The organism is Leptothoe sp. ISB3NOV94-8A, assembly GCF_043421595.1.
Classification (GTDB): domain Bacteria; phylum Cyanobacteriota; class Cyanobacteriia; order Phormidesmidales; family Phormidesmidaceae; genus Leptothoe; species Leptothoe turfae.
On sequence record NZ_JAXSQW010000001.1, the window covers coordinates 2,518,821 to 2,543,795 of the forward strand.

22 protein-coding genes are annotated in these 24,975 nt (G+C 48.4%); 9 read left to right on the forward strand and 13 right to left on the reverse strand.

Translation table 11 applies throughout. From position 1 onward, the window contains the following. The first annotated feature begins 134 nt into the window (after positions 1-134). The gene (gene leuA, locus SPB21_RS10935) at positions 135-1,844 is read left to right on the forward strand and encodes a 2-isopropylmalate synthase (RefSeq protein ID WP_163697820.1); all 1,710 of its coding nucleotides are present in this window, start codon (positions 135-137) and stop codon (positions 1,842-1,844) included. Between the two features lie 167 nt (positions 1,845-2,011). Here leuA and SPB21_RS10940 read toward each other — a convergent pair whose 3' ends face one another. The 5 genes from SPB21_RS10940 to SPB21_RS10960 all read right to left on the reverse strand — a co-directional run bounded on the left by SPB21_RS10940 (position 2,012) and on the right by SPB21_RS10960 (position 7,663). Beyond that, entirely contained in the window at positions 2,012-3,139 is a 1,128-nt protein-coding gene (locus SPB21_RS10940; RefSeq protein WP_163697372.1) for a mechanosensitive ion channel domain-containing protein, read from the reverse strand. Between the two features lie 228 nt (positions 3,140-3,367). Further along, entirely contained in the window at positions 3,368-3,853 is a 486-nt protein-coding gene (locus tag SPB21_RS10945) for a hypothetical protein (protein WP_006514376.1), read from the reverse strand. Positions 3,854-3,980: 127 nt separating this feature from the next. After that, positions 3,981-5,066 (reverse strand): universal stress protein, encoded by a 1,086-nt coding sequence (locus SPB21_RS10950; protein WP_163669030.1) that lies wholly within the window; start codon positions 5,064-5,066, stop codon positions 3,981-3,983. Between the two features lie 307 nt (positions 5,067-5,373). Beyond that, a complete protein-coding gene (locus SPB21_RS10955; RefSeq protein ID WP_499866550.1) occupies positions 5,374-7,137 on the reverse strand; it encodes a peroxidase family protein in 1,764 nt (587 codons plus the stop codon). Between the two features lie 85 nt (positions 7,138-7,222). After that, a complete protein-coding gene (locus SPB21_RS10960; RefSeq protein ID WP_163669034.1) occupies positions 7,223-7,663 on the reverse strand; it encodes a DUF1569 domain-containing protein in 441 nt (146 codons plus the stop codon). 321 nt (positions 7,664-7,984) lie between these two features. Between SPB21_RS10960 and SPB21_RS10965 the strand changes: the two genes are divergently transcribed. Next, positions 7,985-8,941: an aldo/keto reductase gene (locus SPB21_RS10965; protein ID WP_499866552.1), complete on the forward strand. Its 957-nt coding sequence runs from the start codon at positions 7,985-7,987 to the stop codon at positions 8,939-8,941. A gap of 43 nt (positions 8,942-8,984) precedes the next feature. Here SPB21_RS10965 and SPB21_RS10970 read toward each other — a convergent pair whose 3' ends face one another. The 6 genes from SPB21_RS10970 to SPB21_RS10995 form a co-directional block, all read right to left on the reverse strand. Further along, positions 8,985-10,025 carry a Kelch repeat-containing protein gene (locus tag SPB21_RS10970; RefSeq protein WP_499866553.1) on the reverse strand — a complete coding sequence of 347 codons (1,041 nt, stop codon included), beginning with the start codon at positions 10,023-10,025 and terminating at the stop codon, positions 8,985-8,987. 55 nt (positions 10,026-10,080) lie between these two features. After that, entirely contained in the window at positions 10,081-10,320 is a 240-nt protein-coding gene (locus SPB21_RS10975) for a DUF4058 family protein (protein ID WP_499866554.1), read from the reverse strand. 36 nt (positions 10,321-10,356) lie between these two features. Then, positions 10,357-14,193 (reverse strand): magnesium chelatase subunit H, encoded by a 3,837-nt coding sequence (gene bchH, locus SPB21_RS10980; protein ID WP_499866555.1) that lies wholly within the window; start codon positions 14,191-14,193, stop codon positions 10,357-10,359. Positions 14,194-14,295: 102 nt separating this feature from the next. Continuing rightward, positions 14,296-14,631 carry a XisI protein gene (locus tag SPB21_RS10985; RefSeq protein ID WP_163659074.1) on the reverse strand — a complete coding sequence of 112 codons (336 nt, stop codon included), beginning with the start codon at positions 14,629-14,631 and terminating at the stop codon, positions 14,296-14,298. Next, on the reverse strand, positions 14,619-15,035 hold the full coding sequence (locus SPB21_RS10990; protein WP_163659075.1) for a XisH family protein: 417 nt from the start codon (positions 15,033-15,035) through the stop codon (positions 14,619-14,621). The genes SPB21_RS10985 and SPB21_RS10990 overlap by 13 nt, the downstream gene beginning before the upstream one ends. Before the next feature lie 34 nt (positions 15,036-15,069). Beyond that, a complete protein-coding gene (locus tag SPB21_RS10995; protein WP_499868763.1) occupies positions 15,070-15,225 on the reverse strand; it encodes a hypothetical protein in 156 nt (51 codons plus the stop codon). Between the two features lie 158 nt (positions 15,226-15,383). Between SPB21_RS10995 and SPB21_RS11000 the strand changes: the two genes are divergently transcribed. The 4 genes from SPB21_RS11000 to SPB21_RS11015 all read left to right on the forward strand — a co-directional run bounded on the left by SPB21_RS11000 (position 15,384) and on the right by SPB21_RS11015 (position 18,760). Further along, positions 15,384-16,010, forward strand: coding sequence for a hypothetical protein (locus tag SPB21_RS11000; protein ID WP_163669040.1), 627 nt, complete (start codon positions 15,384-15,386; stop codon positions 16,008-16,010). Between the two features lie 102 nt (positions 16,011-16,112). Continuing rightward, positions 16,113-16,511: a nuclear transport factor 2 family protein gene (locus SPB21_RS11005; RefSeq protein WP_499866557.1), complete on the forward strand. Its 399-nt coding sequence runs from the start codon at positions 16,113-16,115 to the stop codon at positions 16,509-16,511. Between the two features lie 3 nt (positions 16,512-16,514). Continuing rightward, positions 16,515-17,519 (forward strand): zinc-binding dehydrogenase, encoded by a 1,005-nt coding sequence (locus SPB21_RS11010; protein WP_499866558.1) that lies wholly within the window; start codon positions 16,515-16,517, stop codon positions 17,517-17,519. Between the two features lie 215 nt (positions 17,520-17,734). Then, positions 17,735-18,760 carry a VOC family protein gene (locus tag SPB21_RS11015; RefSeq protein ID WP_499866559.1) on the forward strand — a complete coding sequence of 342 codons (1,026 nt, stop codon included), beginning with the start codon at positions 17,735-17,737 and terminating at the stop codon, positions 18,758-18,760. Positions 18,761-18,803: 43 nt separating this feature from the next. On the opposite strand, the gene SPB21_RS11020 is transcribed toward SPB21_RS11015, so the two are convergent. After that, entirely contained in the window at positions 18,804-19,625 is an 822-nt protein-coding gene (locus SPB21_RS11020; protein ID WP_499866561.1) for a DUF1838 domain-containing protein, read from the reverse strand. Between the two features lie 74 nt (positions 19,626-19,699). Beyond that, complete coding sequence (locus SPB21_RS11025; RefSeq protein WP_163659170.1) at positions 19,700-20,512, reverse strand: aspartyl/asparaginyl beta-hydroxylase domain-containing protein; 813 nt, start codon at positions 20,510-20,512, stop codon at positions 19,700-19,702. A 313-nt stretch (positions 20,513-20,825) separates the two neighbouring features. Between SPB21_RS11025 and SPB21_RS11030 the strand changes: the two genes are divergently transcribed. The 3 genes from SPB21_RS11030 to SPB21_RS11040 all read left to right on the forward strand — a co-directional run bounded on the left by SPB21_RS11030 (position 20,826) and on the right by SPB21_RS11040 (position 24,967). Further along, complete coding sequence (locus SPB21_RS11030) at positions 20,826-22,304, forward strand: amidohydrolase family protein (protein WP_163703362.1); 1,479 nt, start codon at positions 20,826-20,828, stop codon at positions 22,302-22,304. Between the two features lie 196 nt (positions 22,305-22,500). Further along, positions 22,501-23,541, forward strand: a complete 1,041-nt coding sequence (locus SPB21_RS11035; protein ID WP_499866562.1) for a nitrilase-related carbon-nitrogen hydrolase — start codon at positions 22,501-22,503, stop codon at positions 23,539-23,541. A gap of 1 nt (position 23,542) precedes the next feature. Continuing rightward, positions 23,543-24,967: an aldehyde dehydrogenase family protein gene (locus SPB21_RS11040; protein WP_499866563.1), complete on the forward strand. Its 1,425-nt coding sequence runs from the start codon at positions 23,543-23,545 to the stop codon at positions 24,965-24,967. Positions 24,968-24,975 lie beyond the last annotated feature (8 nt).

The window sequence follows — 24,975 nt, forward strand, 5'->3', positions numbered from 1 at the left end:
TTGTTGCTCGCAGACTTTACCCACACCGCCCGTTGGGCACCCCTCCCAAGAGGGAAACGCAACAGCATCCTTTGCATGCTCTTCCCGAGAAAAGGAATTAAACAACCAACCATTAAGCACTCACAAAAACCATTATGTTGAAGCATCCTGCTCAGAAATATAGTCCGTTTCAGCCGATTCAGATTGACCGCACCTGGCCCAGTTGCACCATTACCCAAGCCCCCACATGGCTCAGCACCGATTTACGTGACGGCAACCAGGCCCTGGCTCAACCCATGTCGATTGAGCAAAAGCTGCACTTCTTTGAACTGTTGGTGCGCATTGGCTTTAAAGAAATTGAAGTAGGGTTTCCATCAGCCTCGGCAACAGAATTTGAGTTTGTCCGACGACTGATTGAAGAAGATCGGATCCCCGCAGATGTCACCATACAAGTCCTCACCCAGGCAAGGGAATCGCTTATCCGTCGAACATTTGAAGCACTGCGAGGAACAAAACAAGCAATTGTCCATGTCTATAATGCGACAGCTCCCGTCTTTCGACAAGTTGTCTTTCGCAATAACAAAACAGAGACCATTGAACTAGCTGTGTCAGCTGCCACCCTGATTCGGCAGCTGGCCCAACAACAACCAGAAACAGTCTGGCGATTTCAATACTCTCCTGAGGTCTTTACTTCAACTGAACTACCCTTTGCCCGAGATATTTGCAATGCAGTCTTGGCCGTGTGGCAACCCACACCCGACGCCAAAGCGATTATTAACTTACCAGCCAGCGTTGAAGTCGCTACACCCAATATATTTGCCGATCAGGTGGAATGGATGCATCGCCAGTTAGACTACCGTGATGCAGTGGCCCTGAGTGTCCATCCCCACAATGATCGAGGCTGCAGTGTTGCCGCAGCAGAGCTGGCCCAAATGGCAGGAGCTGACCGAGTGGAAGGCTGTCTGTTTGGCAATGGCGAACGTACCGGCAATGTGGATTTGGTGACGTTAGCAATGAATCTCTATACCCAGGGCATTCATCCGGGGCTAGATTTTTCGCAAATAGATCAGGTGGCCGCAGTCGTTCAGCAATGTACTCAGTTGCCCATTCATCCACGACACCCCTATGTTGGTGATCTGGTCTTTACAGCCTTTTCTGGGTCTCACCAAGATGCCATCAAAAAAGGATTTGCTCAACGACAGCCGGGGGACTACTGGGAGATTCCCTATTTGCCCATGGACCCGGCAGATGTGGGTCGCTCCTATGAGGCCATTGTGCGGGTTAACAGCCAGTCAGGAAAGGGGGGCATTGCCTTCTTGCTAGAGCGAGACTATGGCGTTGTTCTACCCAAGGCTTTACAGGTGGAATTTAGCCAGATAGTACAGCAGGTTATGGATAGTACTGGCTACGAAATGTCATCGTCTGCAATTTGGCAGTTGTTTGGTAGCACCTATGGCACAGCACCGGGGCCAGTGGTCTATCAATCCCACCATCTAGAGACGGCAGGTGACAATGACCAGGTGCAACAGCTAGTGATGCAGGTTAACTACGACAACCAACCGCTATGTTTGCAAGGGGCTGGCAATGGTCCCATCGATGCCCTAGTGGCAGCTCTACGGCTTGGTGGCTTGGCAATCGAGATTGCTGACTATGAAGAGCGCGCGCTACATGCAGGCAGTGGGGCCGAGGCCATTGCCCTAGTTGCCGTTACTGGTCCGGAACAGTCACAGAAATACTATGGCGTGGGTACCCATCGCAATATCACAACAGCCTCAATCTTGGCTGTGCTTAATGGTCTTAACCGTTTACTGAATGCACAGGATCAAGCTGGGCAAGATCAGCAATCGCTTAGCCTCTGCGTTTAATCACCATCAGCCATCGTTCCCTGAGTAAAGCTTAGGGAACGATGGCTAATATCAATCCCTAGAAAATTAACTGCAACCATCAACCTCAAATACGTGACTGTGAAAGACTTTTATCATTCAAACCTAATGACTAAAAACTGGTATGAGTGACTGTGTTCACGAAGAGATTACTGCTCGTCATTTAAAAAGGGTAGATCTGGCAGACCATCATGGCTTAATGCACTACGCTTAGGGGTTGGCGTTTGCTCATGGGGAATAGGAATTAACGAGGTTTGAATCGGAAACGGCATGGGAATATTTTCGTTGCGAAAACGCTTATGCAGCCGTTTGATAAACTCGTGGCGCACCACCAGATGGTCAAAATATTCGCGAATGCGCAGGTAAACCGTCATGGTGATCGCGAAGTAACCAAATTCTTTAAAGCGAATCCAGGGGTCAGAATTGGGCACGCCTCCAACAACGTCATTCATCACCTCATTGGCGATCTCAAGGGCGACTTGTTCTACTTTCTCTAAATCCGTATCGTAGCTAATACCCACTTCAAGGATAATCAGAGCTTCTTTATCTGGTAGACCATAGTTCTTGAAGACATTATTGAGGATTCGGGTATTGGGTACCACTACCATGTTGTCGCGAATGTCTTGCAGGATAGTGTGCCGCCAGGCAATATCCACCACGTATCCCTCTTCACCAGAATCTAACTGGATAAAGTCCCCAACCCTTAATTTATTAGATGTGGCTAGGTTTAAGCCTGACAGAAAATTAGTTAGGGTACTCTGAAAAGCTAGACCAAGGGAAACACCACCAATACCCAAAGCTGTGAGTAAAGGTGTAATGGCAATGCCAAGGGACTGCAGTGTGATCAGTACACCAAAGGTGAAAATCACAATTTGGGTCAGCATCTCAAATAGAGATGTCAGATTACCTGCCCCTTTTGTCTCAGAAAAGTAGCGGACAAAGCCTACAGATAAACGGGCAACGATTAAGGTACCAGAGGCAATAGCGGCTACTAAGAGACACCTTTGAATTGTGAGAAATAAATTATTGTCAATGGGCAGCGTCAGAATCGCTGCAAAAATACCGCCAATAGTAAACCAAAACAGGATTAATCCTTTGAGGGAGCTGATAATCACATCAGCACCACCCCAACCTATCCTGGAAGAGAGCGCCTGCAGGCGATTTAACCCTTGACGTTCAACAATTATTCCTAGAAAAAACGCACCCAAGATAATGACAATGGGTACGACAACACTAATGATATTGGTAATCGTAATGACGTTTAAGGCTGCACTCACAACAGTTAGCGATTGATTTAATAGAGTTATCTAAACATAGATATTTCATAGATACCGTGATCAATCGCCTTTGGCAAGTTGCACCTACCAGGCATCAACTTACGCCAGAAAAGCTTGGCTGGCTAGGGAGTCAGACGTTAGACGTTAGTGAAGTCCTGACGTCTGACGATTGAATTCTATCCTTGGGAAAACTTCCCGCTCTGCCTTAATACCACCCCGCAGTCGAATCTAAGCTAAAAATTCAGGATTGCGCTTTCTAATGATGCCAACCATCATCGGACTCATAACTGTGAAGATGGTGATCACTAGGACGATCAGATGCTGATCCCATGTTATGCGAGCCATGTAATCCCAGGTAGCCGCTCGGCCTAACTCAAATCGTCCTAAGGCAACGTAGGTGACGTTACAGATAAATGATGTCCAAAAGTCAAAAAGAATAGCGAGTATCCAAGCAAGTCTTAGCAGGTAAATTTCACGCTGTTTGCCTTGATTATGTCCCCATATAGGACGAGTCGAGAAATTAAAGGCCCCTGCAATTAAAGTACCGACTAGACTTAAGCCAATGGCAATGAAATGAATACCATTTAGAATGAGCAGGCTCCCTAAAAATGTAGTGAGCAAATCCCAGACCATACTGACGCGAAAGGCGCTAATCAGGACAATCCGAGGTAAACCTACATGGACATTGAGTCTGGGTTTTACATCAGGTCTCATAAGCGTGCTTGATGGATGCCACCTGTGTCTGAGCAATAATTTCACGCTAGTGGAGAAAGTTGAGGAAATTATGAAGAACCTTACTCCCAAACTCGGTTTAAGCCTGGTTCGGGAGTAATTTCACCATTTACCCTCTAGTTTGGGCGACCTGGCGTGTTTCTTGTTCTTGATGCGCCTTTGTTGACGTAGATGACTTAGGTCGATTGACGAAAACAGCACAGGGAGCTCGATGGCTGACGTAGTAGCTGACACTACCCACTAGTAACTCTTTAAGCCCTGACAATCCGCGACAGCCCATGACAATCAGATCGGCAGGCCAATCATTAGCGACTTCACAGATCTGCTGCCCCGTGCGTCCCTGCATGACATCACAAATGGCTTCAATGCCTTCAGTTTCCAGTTCTTCAACATAGAGTTGTAAGGTTTGCCACCAGCCACTGACAAATTTGTTCCATTCCTGCTGGTACTCTGCAAATAGGAGCTCACTATGTTGGGATATGTATTGACTATCGCTAAAAATCAGCTTTTGAGGCAAACCTGGTTCATCTTCGTCAATGACGTGAAGTAGCCTGAGTTCAGCCTGATGTAGCTTTGCCAGTTCAATGGCAGTTTTCATTGCCTTTTGAGCCATTTCTGACTTGTCCAGCGCCACCAAAATCTGCTTGGGCCCCTCGCTGGATGCTGTGTCAGTCTGCTCATTTTTGCGAGCAATCGGAATATCCTTAACGGGTTGTTGCTTAGCATGTACGACTAAAACGGAGCAGGGAGCATGGTGCAACACATAGTTGCTAACGCTGCCAATTAGAAATTCACTCATTCCCGATAGGCCACGACTGCCCACAATAATTAAGTCGGCCTCCCAGGTTTGTGCGACTTCACACAATCGTGCGCCTGGATTGCCATACAGTAGGGTGCCCGATGCTTCTATGCCATAATTTTGGGCATCGGCAATCTGCTGATTCAGTAAAGCTTGCGAATGATCTACAAACTGATTCCAGGCAACTTGGTAGGATTCCACTACGGTGGCGCTAACGCTGGGGTATAGAGGTCCGCCAAAATAACCACTAAATTTTGGCGCGCCTGGTTCGCTATCTACTAAAACATGAACGAGTTTTAGCTCTGCATTGTAGCTAAGTGCAGATGCGATCGCCTTTTGTAAGGCCCTCAACCCTAAATCAGAACTATCCAAGCCAACCACAATTTTGCGAATCATTCGCTTTCTCCTGATATATTGTTGGATCAACAAATGTGGAAGATTTTTATCTCTTCCTTCTTGATCGTAACAAAACAAGTTGAGGAACTTATGAGGAGTAGCAAAGACTGGTTGGGCCATTGGGCAACGTTACTCTTCCCCATATTTTCTTTAGATTGTCGGTCTATATTAGGAGACTTTATATCTAGTATTATCCATGCCTCTCTATCATTGGGCTATCTATGATTGAGAAGTTCCTGGCTCAACACTGATTGACCCACCCTTGCGATTATGTGGCAGTGCAAAGAGCTTGAGGACCCACCGCACCCTAGGTGCCAATGCGACGCCAAGGTTTAAATGCATTGTCAATGTCGTACAACGCTGGAGCTAGCGTGGGAAAATGGCGCTGTAGAACAGTTACCATTGTGTTGTTGGCAATCCAGTCTAAGCCCAGCTGGGTATAAACTTCAGCCCGATAATCTTTAGTAAAGAACCGATCGCTTTTCAGGCGGCGAGAGGCCATGAGGATAAACACGCGGAAGGCGGTATCGCTAAAGCCAAAGCCTTCAGGTTTATCTTCAGCAAACAGACCGACCATCAGGTCTACGCTGTTGATGTCGTTGTAGTAGACTCGGCGCATTTCTTCGACCCATTGTTTGTTGCTGCTAATTTCCTCAAAGGATTTCACACGAGTTCTACCAATAAGCTCTCGGAACCGGTTGTAGCGGGGCACTCCCCGTTCGCGATCGCGTAAAATATCCACCGCTGCCAGATCGAAGACCTCACCATTGTCTCGCACCAACTGCTGCAAGGAACGCGGATAGTTATGAAGGCTAATTTCACCAGGATGGGCGATACCAAACGAATAGTATAGATCCGGCATAGGGATTGATTCTAACAATGTCCGACTGCGTTTGCCTGAGATTTGGAAAAAGTCGGCGGCTTGTAATGGCCGATTATTATCTAGAGAATAAAACTGGAGTTCATCAGGAATCAGCGGGTGCATGCGATACACAGACGCAAATTCCTCAGTTAAATAGTAGGGTGCGGTGTGGTGGTCCGTCTCAGCCCCCACAATCCCCGACAACAAATCAGTGAGTTCTCCTTCACCGACGCTGCCTAAAACTTGCTTCAGGTCTTCTCCCAGGAAACCAGACCAGTTCACATTCAGCGCAATATCCGTTGCCGGCAGAGGTAAAATCGCAGGTGTCCACTCAACGGTGTGGATTTTTGCCATTAGTGCTGCATTGATCAACCGGGCATGGTTGAAGAGAACATCGTCGGACCAATGGGAATATTCTTGTTTTAGGTGATCGCAAATAGCGTTGTGTTCTTTGGTGAACACAGTGTGCAACATGGATAATCCAATCCACCAGTTATCGTTAAAACCGGTGACATCTAGGCCAGTCTCGGGATCCACAGGTAACAGACCGTCATCCTGAATAGTAAGTTTGCCATGGACGTGCGATCGCAATTTATCCACCGTTTCCGGGTCGCTGCCATAGATCTGAGAGCCATCCCACCAGTGGGTGACCGTATTGATAAACGTTTTGGGTCTGGCACCGTCCGGTCGAGACTTGTCTGCCAGCGTCTTGCCAACGGCCATGGGGCGATGCTCCTCTGGCCACGGATCATTGGGCTCCAAAGGAATTTCCAGCTTATCGTCAGGCTCATTATCACCATGGGAAAACCAATCATGGTTTTCAAACTGAATCCAGGCCGCAGCCAACAGATTAAGAATGGTGGCAGGCTGAAAGCGATCGCGCGTCATCAATATGCGACTGACCTCACGCGGATTTGGCGTCATCAGCTTAGGGGCTGCTTCAGCTTCAACGGCACCCAGCGCAACATTACGGCCAAAGCGGGTACCCGCCATACCCATTTGGGGCTGTTGCAAATCATTAAAGCTGCCGTCTGCTGTACGAGCAGTTAGGTGACTCCCATCAGAGCTGGGGTGAGGTTTGGGCAATTCACCACTATCAGGCAGCTGAGAGGTGTCGTGGAGATTTTTCTCCCTAAGATCATTGCGAAGCTTTAATAACTGCAACAACGCCAGCGGAGTCGGCAGTTTGTGCCAAAAATTATCAAACATAACAATAGTCTCCAGTCGTCGAGGGGGCTAACAGTAATTGCGCTCGGATTGCTCTTGAATTGACCTTAAGGATGCTGATGGTGAATCAAGCTGAATATTCTCGTATTTCCTCAAGGTGATTATTTAAATGCATCACATGGGCACGGATATAGTCTTGTTTTGATAGGTCTCCATAGGTAAAATGAGGAGCCAGGGAATCTGTGTAGTTGTCAAAATCAATGTAAGCTTTTTTTAAGCGAGCCAAAGCTTTTTTGAGATTGCCATGTGCTTCCAATTCTGGGGCACCAGGAATGGGTTCATCTAAGGGATGCTGCATGGCACCGAGGGCGGAAAAAAGGGTGAAAGCTAGCTTACCAACCGTGGCTTTGTAGATTTCAGGTTGTTGTATGGGATATCCCACCATGGAACATTCAACACTCTGGGCACAGTGGGTCAAAATTGCATAGGGTTGCCATGCTCCTGTACTGTGTAGAGGTCGATTGCTAAGGCTTGCTATAGTTTCTAATGCTGAAGAAATTGTTAACATAGTAGGCCTATTACCAAATTTCATTCATGCGTCTCAGTTTTGGGAGGATTCTAAACATCAACCCAGGTTGAGTTGTGAGAATCTCCCATGACGTTAACATCACTCCAATAGCAACGTGCCGTTAGCTTTACAACTTGATGCTTCAGCGTTGGGTAAAAGTAAAATATGTTAGTGATTATTGCCTGAAAACGCCGTCTTGAAATCAGGCAGGTTAAGGCCCCTAATCACAGGATTAAATGCTGAGTTTGACGCAAATTTAATTTTCCCTGCTACTTTGATGAAAAGACAGGATGGAAAATGTTCATCGCTCGGAGCAGATAAATGGTAACTACATTTAAATTTAAAAACGGCGACCAGATGCCGATTTTAGGATTAGGCACATGGAAGTCTGCACCTGGCGACGTGTATAAGGCTGTTAAGGCAGCCATTGCAGCGGGGTATCGCCACATTGACTGTGCCCACATCTATGGCAACGAAGCCGAAGTTGGTCATGCTCTGTCAGACGCATTTAGTGAAGGCGTGGTTACTCGTGAGCAAATGTGGATTACCTCAAAGCTATGGAATGATTCCCATGCGCCGGAGGATGTGCGGCCTGCCCTGAAGGAAACCCTCTCGAATTTGCAGTTAGAGTATCTGGATCTGTATCTTATCCACTGGCCTGTTGCCCTGAAAAAGGGGGCAACGTTTCCCCTGACGCCCGAAAAATTAGTTTCGCTGGAAGTATTGCCCATTTTAATTACCTGGAGTGAAATGGAGGGTTTGGCAGATGAGGGGCTATGCCGTCACATCGGGGTGTCTAACTTCAGTATGGCCAAACTACAGGATTTACTGGAAAACGCCCGCTTAAAGCCGGCAATGAACCAGATTGAGCTGCATCCTTACCTACAGCAAACCTCAATGCTGGATTTCTGCAAAGAAAACAATATTTATCTGACGGCCTATTCACCGTTGGGGTCAGCGGATCGGCCTGATAGCTTGAAGGCCGATGACGAACCTGTTCTGTTGGAAAATCCAACCATTGCAACCATTGCTAAACACCATGGAGCCACACCCGCTCAGGTGCTGCTGAGCTGGGCCATGCAGCGAGGCACCGCAGTGATTCCTAAGTCAGTTAATCCTGACCGTATTAAGCAAAATTTGGCCGCTGCTGACTTGTCGCTAACTGCCGCCGACATGCAGACAATAGCCGAGCTAGATTTAAACCGTCGCTATGTGGACGGCACTTTCTGGCAGGTGGACGGTGGACCGTATACCCTAGCCGCCCTGTGGGATTTGTGATTTAACGCTGTAAACGTCCATTTTCATGCATTAACAATTGGTACTACCCCTGCTCAAAAGGTAATCTAAATATCTGAGTACTGGTCTCATTGCTACCATATTTTATGAAACCACCGGACACATAAATGTAACCATTATGGACAAAGGCAGCATGGGCATAGCGGGATTCGGGTAAAGGCGGTAGCTCTGTCCAGGATCCGAGATTACCTTGGTCATCAACCGTGGCGGCTTCGACGGTGGAGAGAACTTTGTTGGTTGCACCACCTGCGATCGCAACCAATGTTCTATCCACCAAAACAGTTGCATGTCGCTGTCGTGCTGTAATTGTCCCCACCGGTTCAAACGGTGACAGGGTTTTATCCACTTGAACATCAGCCACCCAAACCTGATCAAGTAATTCACTCGGTCTAAACTGGGCAGTGCCAGACACTGCAAAAATTCGATTATCCACAGTTGTTGCCGTTACCCAGCCGATGGGTGTGGGAAAGGGGGCCAGTTCTTGAAAATCTCCCACCGTTCCATCGGCGGCAAAGGTCGCTGTAAACACTTTATCAATTACCGTCGTGTTGTTGGGGCGAAATGTATTGCTGCCACCCAGAATATAAAGCTGATTATTCAGGCTAGTAACGGCATGGATTGTTAGTGGCTCTGGTAACTCTCCTACATCTACCCATTCTGTAATATCACCTTGCTGATTAGGAACCGCCCGCAGAATTCGGCTAGAAACCTCACTGCCATCCCAGAAGCCATTATCTCCTCCAAACACATAAAAAGCACCCTGATGGGTAGCCACCATATGGTGTTGTAGCTTTAGAGGCAACGGAGCCGTTGTGTCTTGCCAGTCACCAAATGTGCCCTCTGACGTTAGGGGCGCAAAAAAGACATCCTCATGAATGCCTTTGGTCTCATTCCAGCCACCAATCACATAGATATAGTCACCCAATACCATCATTTGGTGGGATTCTAAAGGCGTTGGCAACTGACCAATTTCTTGCCAGGGAGAGTCTTTTGGGGTTTGGCTGATTCTTTGCGCGGTCTGCTGCTGCGGGGTACAAGCTACTACCGGAAAAATAGAAATTGTCAAAGCCAGTCCAACAGAAATAAATCTTCGAGTAAGCCTTACCATAAGCAAGTTTCAGTTATTGATTTTCTATGAGTTCCAACACCCACTGCTGATGTTCAGGAGTGAATTTAGGACTAGGAGGTTGACTGTAGTCAATAGCCAAATGATATCGGCCCTTTTTATACACCTGATCGAGTAATGGCTGGAGCTCTAGAAAAACATCTGATTCACCGGGCAACAGCGGAATTGGAATAGGGGGAACAGTCTGTTGTAAGCTGAAGGCAAATAGATTCCCAACTGGAAACGGTGATGCCATGGTCAAGTGATTTGGCAATTTCCTTAATTATGGCCATTATAGCCCTACACCTTCCAGGGTCTCATCAGCGACATCATAAAGCTCCTGTAGTTTTTCCAGGGTTTCTTCTTCGGCTTGCCATAGCCCACGTCCATTAGCCTCAATCATCCGTCCGATGATATTACGGAATGCTTCTGGGTTGGCTTCCCTCAGTCGATGCGCCATGGTTTCATCCAAGGCATAGGTCTGGGCGGCCTGGTCATAGACCCAATTATCTTGGAAGCCAGTGGTCCCTCCCCAGCCAATCAGGGCCGTCATCCGTTGAGAAATTTCATAGGCTCCACCAGAACCTTGGTCTGCCATGGCTTCAGCCCACTTAGGATTAAGCAATTTGGTGCGATACTCCATGCGCAATACCTCTTCCAGCTTGCGGGGGGTGGTGTCCTGGGAAAAACTCTCCACAAAGCTAGCAGTCACTCGTTTACCCTGACGTTTTTCGGCAGCCTTTTTGAGGGCTCCGGTGTTGGCGTAATACTCCTGAATGTCGGTGAGGCCATATTCCACAGAGTCAATTTGCTGCACAATGCGGCCTGTACTTTGTAGAAGAGTATTGAGCACGTCTGGGCGAGCCTGTCCCTTATCGCTACGACCATAGCTGAAGGCATTGCGATCTCGCCACGTATCCGCCAGATCTTCCCCCGACTCCCAGTTAGAATCCGTCACCCGGTCATTCACCAGCGACCCATAGTCCCCAGCCGGATTGGAAAATAATCGAGCCGACACATTCTCCACCCCTTGGGCTTTCAGCTCTAAGGCATGCTTACGAATAAAATTCTGTTCTGGGGGTTCATCAGCCTCGGCAGCGCGGAGAAACAGATCGTCCAACAACTCAATGATATTCACAAAGCTATCGCGAAAGATGCCGGAGAGATTGCCCAAAATATCGATGCGGGGATGATCCATCTGCTCTAGAGGGATTAGCCCATAGCGCACAATCCGCCCCGTACCTTCTTTAATCGGTTCCGCCCCCACCAGCTCTAGCAAAATCCCTAAAGATTCTCCCTTAGTCTTGATGGCATCCAGTCCCCATAACATCACAGCAACAGTTTCAGGATACTCACCAGAGTCCTCCACATTCTGAGCGATCAGCTTCCGTCCAATGGCACGTCCCCGCTCATAGGCAGCTGGAGAAGGCATACGATAGGGATCTAGCGCATGGATATTTCGGCCTGTGGGGAGAGCACCGGGACCATCCCGTAACAGATCGCCACCGGGGGCTGGAGGAATGTACTCGCCGTTAAGGCCTCGCAACAGATTGGTGAGTTCATCCGTGGTTTGCATCAGGCCCTGACGAATAATTCTGGCTTCGTCCAATAGCGCTGCGGTGATGGGCGCGCTGGCTGGATAACGCTTGTTCAGGACGTCGATCTGAGGTTTCTCCGGTAGGGTATCCGTTGCGATGTGTTCTATTAGCTCAGGGTGCAGGCGTTCTCCAAAGTAGGCAGCAAGATAGCTGGTAATAGCTTCTGTCGTAGGCGATTGACCCAGCCCATGGAGGCCACTGGAAAATAGACGATTTTCTAAGACTTGCAGATACTCATATACCGTGACAAAGTAGGCATCTAAGACGGCATTACTAAACAGTTTGGCATGCTCTGGGGTAAACTCTAATCCTTGCTGCTTTAACTCCGGCAGCGGACAATCTGTGGCCAGACCTGTATCGGTAATCTTGGTGAGAATGGCATCTTGCAAAACTCGGTTTGCCTGGGGCTCTTCTCGAAATTCAGCGATCAGCTCTCGCAGCGTAATCAGTTCTTTGTATAACCCTGCTCGTCCATAGGGGGGCACATTGTGGGAGACCAGCACTCCGTAACCTCGCCGCTTGGCTAAAATGGACTCTGATGGGTTGTTGGCTGCATACACATATAGGTGTGGAAGATTGCCCAACAGAATGTCAGACCAGGAATAGCCCGTATTTCCCAATGGGGAACCCGGTAGCCATTCCACGGTGCCATGCATGCCAAAATGCACCACCGCATCCGCCTGAAACTCTTCTTGCAGCCAGGTATAAAACGCTGCGTACTGGGGGTGGGGGGTTAAATCTCGTTCAAACATCAGCCGCATGGGATCCCCCGCTAGGCCTAAGGGGGGCTGCACCCCAATCCACACATTGCCCAGCTGAATGCCACCCACATGGAAATTTTCACCGATGGTCTTAATGCCGCTTTTGGTAAGGGACTGCCATTGTTTTTCAATTTTGGAGGTTTTCAAATAGCCCAACCATTTTTCTAAGGTTCTGACATTGACAGTGGCTGGGACGGAGAGTGGGGGGAGTTCTTCGTTATTGGTTATTTGTTCTGCCTGTTTGGGAGTCATCCATTGATTTTCATCGTCGGCTGCTTTCACCCAGTCAATGATTTTCTCGCCATCTTCGGGGAGTTCTCCCACCTGGTATCCCTGGGCTTTTAGGGCTTGTAAAAGGGTTAGGAGAGATTTTGGTACATTCAAAAGCGCGGCTGTACCGGTGGCTCCATAGCCTGGGGGGAATCCGTAGAGAATAATGGCGACTTTGCGATCGCACCGCTCTTTCCGCCTCAGTGCAATCCACTGTTTCACCCGTCCAGTCAGACGACGCACCCGTTCCGGTACCAGATAAATTTGGTCTCCCACCAGGCCCCCCAGCGGAATCGGATCAATGGCTCCATCCAGTTCCGGTAGAGCGTACAGCACCACACTTTGCAGTCCCCCCACCCCCTGACGAGTCCAGGAGTGAATATCCTGAATCAACAGCGGTGCTGCCACAAAATAGGGCACATTTTTTGCCCCTAAAATCTTCTTGGCCACGGCCACTTGACGCCCAGCTTCCATAGACCCTGCTGGACCACCTACCAGGGGAAAGCCAATGGTAGACACAATGGCATCCACCTGTGCCGCTTCGTTGGAAAGAGAGGCACATTCCACATTGCCCAAGGCTCGCTGGGCCTGTTCATATCCGGTGGTCATCAGGTCCCGCACGGCTACGTGGCCTTCCACACCGTTGATAAATATGGGCACCGGCATCAGGTCTGCTTCCTCAAAGTAGCGAATCAGCTGCGGGATATAGGCCTGCTTGGTAATGACATGCTTGCGATACAGGAGAATGCCAACACGGGGTTGACTTCGACTCCGCTCAGTCAACGGGGGGCTGAGCGAAGTCGTTCGCATAGCGTCTCCTATGGAGTTAGCCCGATACCAATCTACATACGCCCTCGGCGACTCAAAATATCCTTCATAATCCGGATGCAATAATCCAATATTCGGCGTCTCAATCACCGCTGGGATCTCTCCGACGGTCAGGCCTAAATATTTCTCTGTCAGCACCCACAGCATGGAGGCCACATTCTCAGTACCGCCTGCATTCCAATAGCCGTAGATAATCAGCCAGTTGCGCAGGTCCTGTACTTTTTTGGCGGGAATATATTTCAGTAGCTTGGGGCCAACTTTGAGAAAGCTAATATACCCAGCCAGTTTGTCTTCTTCTTTGCCGCTGCCAAACTTACTGAGGATAAACTTGACCGGCTTAGGCATACCTTTTGGCTTCGCGCCAATGACAAACTTACCCAGATGGGTGAGGGCCATAAGCTCCAGGGCGGATTCAAAGACCAGGCGAATGGGAATATCCTGCACGCGCTCCCGCAACCAGAGGACCTGGTCATAGTCAAAAATTAGGCTGGCGAAGAATACGTCGGCTCCATCTAAGGCCGTTGCAATGGTGTCAGGTTGGGTGGTGAGGTCGCGATCGCAAAATACCCGAATGTCTAATTCAGGACAGCGCTTCTGAGCCATATCCGCCGCCTGCTGATATAGCTGTGTATTAAAGGCTTCAAACCCAGCAATTAGGACAATCCGTGGCATTCATTAGGACCCATGGCAGCCCCTTAATTTTAACGAGTTTTAATGGTTTGGTCTGAGCCGCCCATATCTCTCCATCAAAATTGGCTAAATACTCTTTGGCGGCTAAGCCATTGCATAGTCAGTATACTGCCGCATCTCAGGAGCTTGGAACCCAAGGACAATATCCGTTCTCGGCACTCCTCGATCAACCAGTTCTTGAGCTACTCTAATCTCAGTCATGTTCTGCTGAATCCAAATTTTTCCTGCTTTAATATCCAGGTGCAGCACACAACCATACACTCGTCGGTGACCGTCCCAACCCACATTCATCACCTGGTAATGGTCTTGTTGTATATCAAAAACGGTATGGCATTCAATCTCGCCATTGGAGATTGGAATTGCTGCATACTCAGTCAATAATGTTTGAATTGTATTTCGATAAGACGTTATGTTATCCATTGAACAATTACCTCTTGAATAGGGTCATAAATGATTTGCTTAATCTGATATCGTTCCACTGAAAGTTGTGCAAATTCCCGTTTAAAGAAGGCTTCATAGGCTATAACAGGTACTGCCAAATAGAGAATACGTTGCGGCTCACTGATCTCCAAAGCAAGTCTATAGTTCAAAAATTGCCCTAACGCAGCATGATAGTCCGTTAGTGGTGAGTCACTTAAAAAGGTTTTAATTTCAACCGCAATTTTCTCTGCTCCTCGTTCTGCTGCTAAAAGTTGTTCCGCACCTAAATCAATTTCAAACTTTGTTCCACCAACGTCAAGTCGCAATGGATCATCAGTAATTGTCCATTGTTCTTTCTCCAGAGCAATTTTAACGACTTCATGAAATCGATCTTTGGCTGCCATTATCCTCTTATTCAGCTATCTCTGTGATATTAGTTCAATTAATACATGCGATCTTATAAGGTTCATTAGGCAAATCGCAAAATACCCGAATGTCCAACTCAGGACAGCGCTTCTGAGCCATATCCGCCACCTGCTGATATAGCTGTGTATTAAAGGCTTCAAACCCAGCAACTAGGACAATCCGTGGCATTCATTAAGACCCATGGCAGCCCCTTAATTTTAGCGAATTTTAATATTGTGGCTCCTTAGTCTGCGAGCATACCTGCTGCTATAGATATGGGAGTAGTACATTACTATTAATAACGTTACTATTAGCTTAGAATGTTTTGAGCAAGGGAAGTCAGCAATATGCCTTACAGCAAATTCACAACCCTCAGCCAGGTAGAAGCAGCCTTTGACTTAACCCTTGACGAACACCATAGACTTTTCAACGATGTAAAACCTCTGCAGCCAGATCTTCGTTTAAAGGAGACTTTGCAAGACTATTTACCGCTTGCCAATGCAGTTAATACCGAAAAAGCCCGCTCTGAGCTAATCATTGCCCCTATTTTGCTAGAACTCAGGCGACAATATAAGGGTAAAGTAGGTTTTTTCTCAGGGACTGAGTTTACGGTTGATCCCGATGCGGGTCTATCTGGTTACTGCGACTATATCTTGACAGCATCAGCAGACTTATATGAGGTTCGCTCTCCAGTGGTTACCTTAGTAGAAGCCAAAAATGAAGATATTAAAGGTGGTTTGGGGCAGTGTATTGCTGAAATGGTGGCAGCCTATAGGTTTAATCAAAAGCAAGAAGAGGAGATATCAACTATCTATGGGGTGGTGACCACTGGCGTTATCTGGAAATTCTTGCGTTTGACCTATCCAATTGTGGCCATTGATTTAGAAGAATACTACGTTAAAGAGATTGACAAGATTTTGGGTATTTTGTCATTACCATTTTTAACTGAAGAAGAGTCTATACATACAGCCTAAGCATAGAAATATAGGCACTGCTATAAGTTTTCCCAACAGTTTTGACAACCTGATTTCGTTGATAGTCTAGCCACAGTTGATTTGTAAATTGGATAACTACTGATGACAACTGCCAGCCCTAAAACTCTTAACGTTGCCGAAGCCGCCTTCCAAGACTTTTCCCAGGGGCTATCAACGGGAGATTGGTCTCGTTTTTTAGCCTGGCTGAGTGATGATTTTACCTTCTGGTTCCCAGCAGGTCCCTTCAAAGGTCTAAATTCTGGCAAAGAAAAGGCTACAGACTTTTTTGCCATGGTTTCAAAAGTCTTTCCAGAGGGGCTGACCCTAACCCTAGAGCGCACGTTTAGCAGTGGCAATACGGTTCTATTTGAAGTGCGTTCTCAGGGACTGATGTTGGGTCATCCCTATGAAAACCAGGCGGCTATTTCCTTTGATATAACCGGTGACAAGGTTTGTGGATACCGGGAATACCTGGGTGTAATCTTTCAAATTGGGGGATAACCCATGGCCAAACAGTATCGCAAACTAGTGGCTCGACAGCTTAGCCATGATTTTCAATCTGCCATTGACATTGTGGAAGAGGACATACCACAACCCATGGCTAACCAGGTGCTCATTCGGAATCGGTTTGCTGGTGTGAATGCCGGGTTTGATACGTTGCTTTGCCGGGGAGAGGTGCCCTATGTGAATTTTCGGCCCCCTTTTAACCTGGGGGTGGAAGCGGTGGGTGAGGTGGTCGCCATGGGGGCTGGGGTGAACCGGTTTACCGTCGGCGATGCTGTGGCAACAACTGTCAGAGGAGGGGGGTACCGGGAATATCAGGTAATTGATGCCGAACTGGCGATTAAAATATCTGAGGCTATTCCCGAGATTCTGACACTGATGCCCACAGGTATCTCGGCCCTGGTGGGTTTAGAACGGGTGGGAGAAATGGGGAGTGGAGAGATCATTTTGATTACGGCGGCGGCGGGGGGGATTGGGCACATTGCGGTACAGCTGGCTAAATTGGCAGGTAACCATGTGATTGGGACTTGCGGGTCAGCGGCTAAAGGGCAATTGTTGAGGGACTTGGGGTGCGATCGCATCATCAACTACCACCAAGAATCTGTCAGTGATGTCCTGGCCAGAGAATACCCCAATGGCATCGACCTGGTGTTTGACTGCGTTGGTAAACACATGTTTGACGCTGGCGTAGACCATTTAGCTGTGCGGGGACGGTTTGTAATTGTGGGATTTATCTCCGAATATGGCAAATCGTTAGAGATAGTTTCCCAACCCCGCATTTATGAAAAACTCTTTTGGAAAGCAGCTTCCGTGCGAGGATTCTTGTTGCCCCAGTATCGTGAGGCCGTACCGGAGGCTTGCGATCGACTTCTGGCTCTATTTGAACAAGGCAAACTCAAAGTAGCCATTGATCCTACTGATTTCCATGGAATTGAAGCCATTCCCAAGGCTGTCAATTATCTCCTCAGCGGTCAAAACTGCGGTAAAGTTGTTGTCAGGCTTTAGGAATGTGTGGAAAAATGTACCCTTTTAGAGGCCTAGTGACATCTGGTTCCCCTTCGTAAGGGGAACCGTCAGGGAGGGGTTTTCGACACTGGCGCTATCAGTCGAAACCCCTCCACCTACGGCACCTCCCCTTCTAAAGGGGAGGACATCCTAAAACATAATGTCAAACGAATATGTCAAACGAATATTCTCTTTATTTGCCTGACCCTTAAACAATGTCCCAAACCCCATCCCACTCCATTCAAGGTATCTATGAAGTCTGTATCGGCGTCAGAGATGCCCAACCATTAATTCAGTATTGGCAACAGTTTGGCTATACCGTTGGAGAAACCGGTAAACTATCCGCCGCTGATGCTGAGCGACTTTATGGAGTAGCATCATCCGTGCAGTCCATACGGTTACATCACCAGACGGCAGACCATGGATTGATTCGGTTAATGGTGTGGGACAGTCCCATCAATGAAGGATTAAGCATGGCCCCTATGAAGGCACAGGGCAATCGTTGGGCCACCAGTTTAACCCTGGATGTGACTAATCTGTGGAACCATGCGGCAGAAGCAGAAGCCAATGGTTTACCTATTCGCTATGGGCCACCCCAGTGGACGGTGATTTACCCCACAGCCCAGGGACGACCGTTTTTAGATCCGTTGGTGGGTGTGAGGGAAATGCTGTTATTGCAACCCCTGACACGACAGGTGATGTTTGAGCGGTTTAACTATACGGTGCCGGACTATGGTCGGCCCCAATTAGGGTCTGCATTTCAGGCGAGTCAAGTGACCCACATGGGTCTGGTGGTACAGGACGACAGCCAGGAAACTCTGCAATTTTATGATCAGGTATTGGGATTGCTGCGGGTGCAGGATGCCCTGGAGAGCACCTATGAAACAGCGCGGGGTGGGCGACAGATTTTTGATCTGCAACCAGGGGAACGGTTTTGGGTAACCGCCTTTGATGATCCACGTTCATCAAAGACCGATTGGCAAGCAGCGAGATCGGGCCGGTTATATATTGTGCGATTTCCTGAGGATTTGGAGTTGCCGGATTTTTCAGAACAGTCCCGACCAGGGGTATTGGGACTGTCGTTGTATACCTATCGGGTAAAGGGTCTGGAGGAGTACCGAGTTCGGATTCACTCTAGTTCAGCTATACACGTTACTGATATTGTCACCAATGAGTTTGGGAAACAAAGCTTTTCATTTATAGCTCCAGACGGTTATTTCTGGACTTTAATCGAACAGTAAAACTGTACTTAGGGGGTAGGTCGAAGGAGAAAGTGCAGTCCCCTTAAGTACCCTCCACATCCGTCAACGGAAACTCCTTCCCCGCCAAATACCCTTCAAAATGCCGCTTAAAATATCGCCATGAAGTAACATTATCACCCTCTATCCGAGCCTCAGGCGCATGCCGATAGGACGGAATCCGCGTCTTAATCTGCTCCTGCAAAAGCTCTGGTAACTCTTCAAACCCCGTTAACTTACGCCCACTAGCGCTATAAATCAGCTGCCCCGCCCGATCCCCCATTTTCATCCAGGGCACCCATGGTCCCAACCGATCCCACCCCAAAATTACGTTGGCAATAGACGTCGACTCAGGATTTCTCAATTCCCGTGTGGGCACCGTTAACTTAAACAACTCCACCGCCTGATAAAGCGACTGAGGGCTATACTCCACAAAACGCTCATCATTCCCTAATGGATTTGGATAAGACGTAAACAAATCAAATGCAAATGTCGTAAAATCTCCATCCACTTTCGCCCCATACTGCCCTTCAAATGGCTGCCGACCTTGCACCGGACTATTAGCCACATGCATCACCGGCACAGTCTCCCCTGTCCAAGGATTTTTCCAGCTATTCAAAATCTCATCGGTTTCTGGATCTAGATAATAGGTCAACTCCCGTGAAACAAAATTCCAGCTTTCCTCCTTATCCGGGTTGTCTAGACAACGACTCACGTTCATACCAACAATGTTGAACAGATGAATCTTCGGTTCACCCGGCGAGAAGGCATAGACTTTTCCGCTCCAGGTGAGAAACGCTTGCTCTCCTGTTGTTGTGTTGCGGACTTTAACCCAGTCGCGGGCTTCGAACATTTCTTTAGTAGTCATAAATTTAGGGTTACGGCAAGGACGATTATAGGTATTTTGGATCGATTTTCGCAAAAATCTCGCTCCTTTACCTTCTAACTCCCCAATGCTTTATCCCACTCCAGCTGATGGGCCAACCCATACTTAACAAAGTCAGCCTCGCTCGCTTTATCACTTTGTCCAAATACTCCCAAACTATAAAGATTAGCCTGCATCCGCTGGGCCACCTGGATTTGTTCAAACTCAATCACCTCTTCCCTGGGTTTATCAGGCTTAAAAAAGTCCACCACCAGCACCGTTCTGTCATAATCCGTATGATTGTGGGGGCAGTGGGGATAGCTATGGTCTAACACCATAAACTCTCCTTCGTGCCAGTGGAGTTTGTCATGACAGATTTTCATTGCCACATCGCCCTTGGGTACAATCAATCCCAGATATCCCCGATACATGTGGGGATTATCGTTGGTGTGGAGCCGAATATCTAAACCAGGATGAAACGTGCCGAAGTAAACGTTTCTAAGAATATTGGCGTTTGTCTGATTAACTTGGGTGACAACTTGAGTCAATTTTGGAAAATAGGTTTCTCTTAACGCCTGGACTTTGCTTGCAGCATTGGTGGTAGTACAATCCGGGTAACCAATCTGATACGTGCGAATATAGTCGTCAATCAGCCGTCCCTGAAATAGAATACCGAAGGCACTATACTTTTTTGCCCCCTTCGTTCGAATGGTTTTGCTTTGGGGTCCCATCATCTGGGCCGCAATGGATTGCTCAGCAGCCGAGCTTTGGGCCATAAAATTAGAAAACTCCTCTCTAATAGCTTGCCAGTCTGCCTGCAAACCATGCAGAAATGGAAACTGTTGGGGGTCTTGATGATAGTCGCTAAAATCTTTTTTAAGTGCTTGCATATCCCTCTTACATATCCTTGTATGTTGTTACTTGTTAAGAAAATAGAAGATTAATATCTTGGTGGTCTTGCTGTCATTAAAAATTAGTTCACCTATCTAAGATTAATCATGGGTACTAACTTAAGCTGAAACTCCTGTTCTGGTCAGGAGTCAGAAGTCAGGAATCAGACGTCAGAAGCCAGAAATCAGTGAGGAGCTATTCTGACTCCCTGCATTTTTAATTCTATCCTGAGAAAAACATTTCGCTTTGAGTTGATACCCTTAATCATAACGAATTGATGGATTCAGATTTTGATTCAGATCGAGGGGCGCTGTGACTGAGATATCAGGGCTAGATACATTAATCAAGCATGTGAGAGTGGTGCGTCCAAATCAGTCATCAGTAGAACTACTGGATTTGGGCATCAAAGATGGGAAATTCACCCAAATTTCTCCAGAGATTAGTCCTGAACAGGCAAAGGAAGTCATTGATGGCCAACACTGGCTAGGATTTCCTGGCTGTGTGGATGCCCATATGCATATCGGCATTTATCAACCCCTGGAACAGGATGCTGTCGAGGAAAGTAAGGCAGCGGCCATGGGAGGTGTGACCACCAGTCTCAACTATATGCGCACAGGGCAGTATTATCTGAACAAGGGGGGTCCCTACCGGTCATTTTTTCCAGAGGTACTGGCACGGTCAGAGGGTAACTTTTTTGTGGATTATGGTTATCATCTGGCCCCCATTAGTCCCCATCACATTGATGAAATGTCGTGGCTGTTGGACCAGGGGGTGACATCATTTAAGATTTTTATGTTTTATGGTGGCTATGGTCTCCATGGGCTTTCCGATCAGCAAAGTCTGTTTTTGATGATCAATAAGGAAGATCGCTACGACTTTGCCCATTTTGAATTTATTATGCGGGGGTTGACCCGTTTGCGGCAAGCGCATCCTGAAGTACAGGATAGCCTGAGTTTAAGTCTTCATTGCGAAGTAGCCGAGATTTTAAATGCTTACACTAAACTGGTACAACAAGATACTAGTCTCTCTGGCTTGAAGGCCTACAGTGCTGCCCGTCCACCCCACTCTGAGGGACTGGCCATTTGTATCGCGTCCTATCTGGCCCATGAGACAGACTGTGTCAACATTAATTTGCTACATCTGAGTTCCCAGAAAGCATTGGCAGCCGCGTTAATGATGCAGAGCACTTTTCCCCACATTAATTTTCGACGGGAGGTGACCGTGGGCCATCTGTTGTTGGATGTGGATGCACCAGCAGGTAAGTGGGCCAAGGTAAATCCCCCGATCCGGTCTCGGCAGGATGTGGAATTTCTCTGGAACGCGGTATTAGCGGGTCAGGTGGACTGGGTTGTCAGCGACCATGCCTGCTGTTCTGCGGAGAAAAAAGCCAGTCTTAAGGACCCGGAGAATATTTGGCTGGCTAAATCAGGCTTTGGTGGCACTGAATATTTACTCTCAGGGGTGTTTAGCGAAGGTAGTAAGCGGGGGCTGCCTTATCATCGGATGGCGGAGCTGCTGAGTTGGAATCCAGCACAGCGATATGGACTGTTTTGTAAGGGAGATATTGCGGTTGGTTATGATGCGGATCTGGTGTTGTTAAACCCAGATGAGACATTTGTTGTCCAGGCGGATGAATCCCCATCGCAACAGGGATATACCCCCTTCGAAGGGGTGGAGTTAACCGGACGGGTAAAACAAACGTTTTTACGGGGGCAGTTAATTTATGATCGCGGTCAGGTGATGGGAACACCCCAGGGTAAGTATTTGAAACGGCCCCTGGCACTCTCGTAAATTAGTCTCTTTTAGAATTCGGAGGTTTACTGATGCAGGCTGTAATAACGAAGTTCGATACTTCATCCCCTCCTGGAAAGGGCAACGGGATGGGTTTCGATCAGTAGCGCTAACGGTTAACTCACCCCGGCTGATCAGCATCCCTACCGAGAGGGGATGTAATTGGAAATCTTTTAGGATTAAGAATTCATTCTTTATGGCATCCCCATCTACTTCAAATGCATTTACGGCCTTAGCTATGCAGCTAAAGTCTGAAGCGGTTAATCGGGCAAGGACTTCGTCCGAGGCACGGGCAATTATGGAAGGCGCGATCGCAAAACTGGGTCCTCAAATCGCTGCTGCCCGTGCCTTTATCGGTGCTGACTGTCGTCTGGTAGTACTGCCAGAATACTGGCTCACCGGCTTCCCCATGGGAGAATCGATTATCGAATGGGGCACCAAGGCCTGTCTCACCATGGATGATCCCATGTATGGAACATTGGGAGCGATTGCCCAAAAACAGGGGATTTTTCTGGCAGGCAATGCCTACGAATTAGATCCTAATTTCCCCGATCTCTACTTTCAGAATTGTTTTGTGCTAGATCCCTCAGGGGACATGGTATTGCGGTATCGTCGCATTAATTCTATGTATGCCCCCACACCCCATGATGTGTGGGACAAATACCTCGATATCTACGGCATTGAAGGGATTTTTCCGGTGGCCAAAACCGCCATTGGTAATCTGGCCGCTGTCGCCTCCGATGAGATTCTTTTTCCTGAGGTGGCCCGTTGTTTAATGCTGCGGGGGGCTGAGATTCTGCTCCATCCCACCTCTGAAGTGTACGGCAATGCGCGGGCTCCCAAGGAAGCGGCCAAAGTCTCTCGGGCGGTGGAAAATATGATGTATGTGGTCTCGGCCAATACCGCTGGCATTGCCAATACGCCTATTTTAGAAGCCTCGGTGGATGGGGGATCGAAGATTATCGACTACCGGGGATTAGTGTTAGCGGAAACTGGATCCGGAGAAAGTATGGCCGCCTATGGCGACATTGATCTAGAGGCCCTGCGTCGGTACCGGCAACGCCCCAGCATCAAGAACCTGCTGTCCCGACAGCGCCTGGATGCCTATACTACACTCTATAGTCAGTCTTCCATTTACCCGGCCAATTCCATGGCAGCCGGTGGGGTGGAGCGCAGTCACTTTATCGCCACCCAGAAAACAGCCCTTGAACGATTAACGCAGTTGGGGGTTATTTGACATGGTCACCTTTGACACAGTCACCATCGCCGTACGCAATCCCCGCACGGGCCAACTAGATTATGAGATGACTCCCCCCACGTCTGAACAGTTGACCACCACCTGTGGACATCTACGCCAGGGCCAGCAAGATTGGCACACCAAAGGAGTGAACCATCGGATTGAGGCTTTGCAGGCATGGAAACAAGCATTGCTGGACCGCAAAGACGCCTTAATTCAGGCAATTGTGGCAGATACGGGCCGACTCTCGGAATCTATATTGGAAGTGGACTCATTTCTCTCAGGGCTGGACCGCTGGTGTGGGCTGGCCCCGAACTTGATCGCACCCACTCCAACTAAAACAGCGGCGATTCCCTTTATCCAACTGCGTCCCCAGTTAGTGCCCTACAGCCTGGTGGGGGTGATCAGCCCCTGGAATTTTCCCCTGTTGCTAGCCACCATTGATACGGTGCCGGCACTGTTGGCGGGCTGTGCTGTAGTTGTTAAACCCAGTGAGATTGCCCCCCGCTTTATTCGGGTGATGATGGCTGCGATCGCAGCCGTCCCCGCTCTCCAATCCGTTCTCACTTTTATTGAAGGGGCAGGGGAAACCGGCGCAGCCTTGATCGAGCAGGTGGATTTAGTGTGCTTTACCGGCAGTGTCGCCACTGGCAAAATCGTGGCCATGGCCGCTGCCAAACGCATGATCCCCGCCTTTTTAGAACTGGGTGGCAAAGACCCCGCCATTGTTTTAGCCTCCGCCGATGTGGACCAGGCTGCCACCGCATTACTGTGGGGATCGGTGGTGAATGCCGGACAGTCCTGTTTGTCCATTGAGCGAATTTATGTGGATAGAGGGATTTGCGATCGCTTCGTTGAAACCCTGGTCCAAAAAGCGAAACAGCTTAACCTGGCTTATCCCAAACCCAACAGCGGTCAAATCGGCCCCATCATTGCCGCCAGACAGGCCGATCTGATCGCAGATCATTTACAAGATGCCCGCCACAAAGGAGCCATTGTCCACTGTGGCGGTACCGTTGAAAACCTGGAGGGTGGTCTATGGTGTCGCCCCACCGTGCTCACCCAGGTCAATCACACCATGAAAATTATGACAGAAGAAACCTTTGGCCCAATTATGCCCATCATGCCGTTTGACACCATAGATGAAGCCATCCAGCTGGCTAATGATACCGTTTACGGCCTCAGCGCTGCCGTATTTGCCGGTTCAGCAGATGAGGCCCAGGTCGTTGGCCAACAGATCCAGGCCGGGGCCATCAGCATCAACGACGCCGGATTAACCGCCCTGGTCCACGAAGGCGAGAAAAATGCCTTCAAGTTATCGGGACTGGGGGGATCTCGCATGGGACCCGCCTCGATTCAGCGATTTATGCGCAAACAGGTCTTTTTAGTTAAAACCAGCTCGATTCACGATCCCTGGTGGTTTTAAAGAAAATT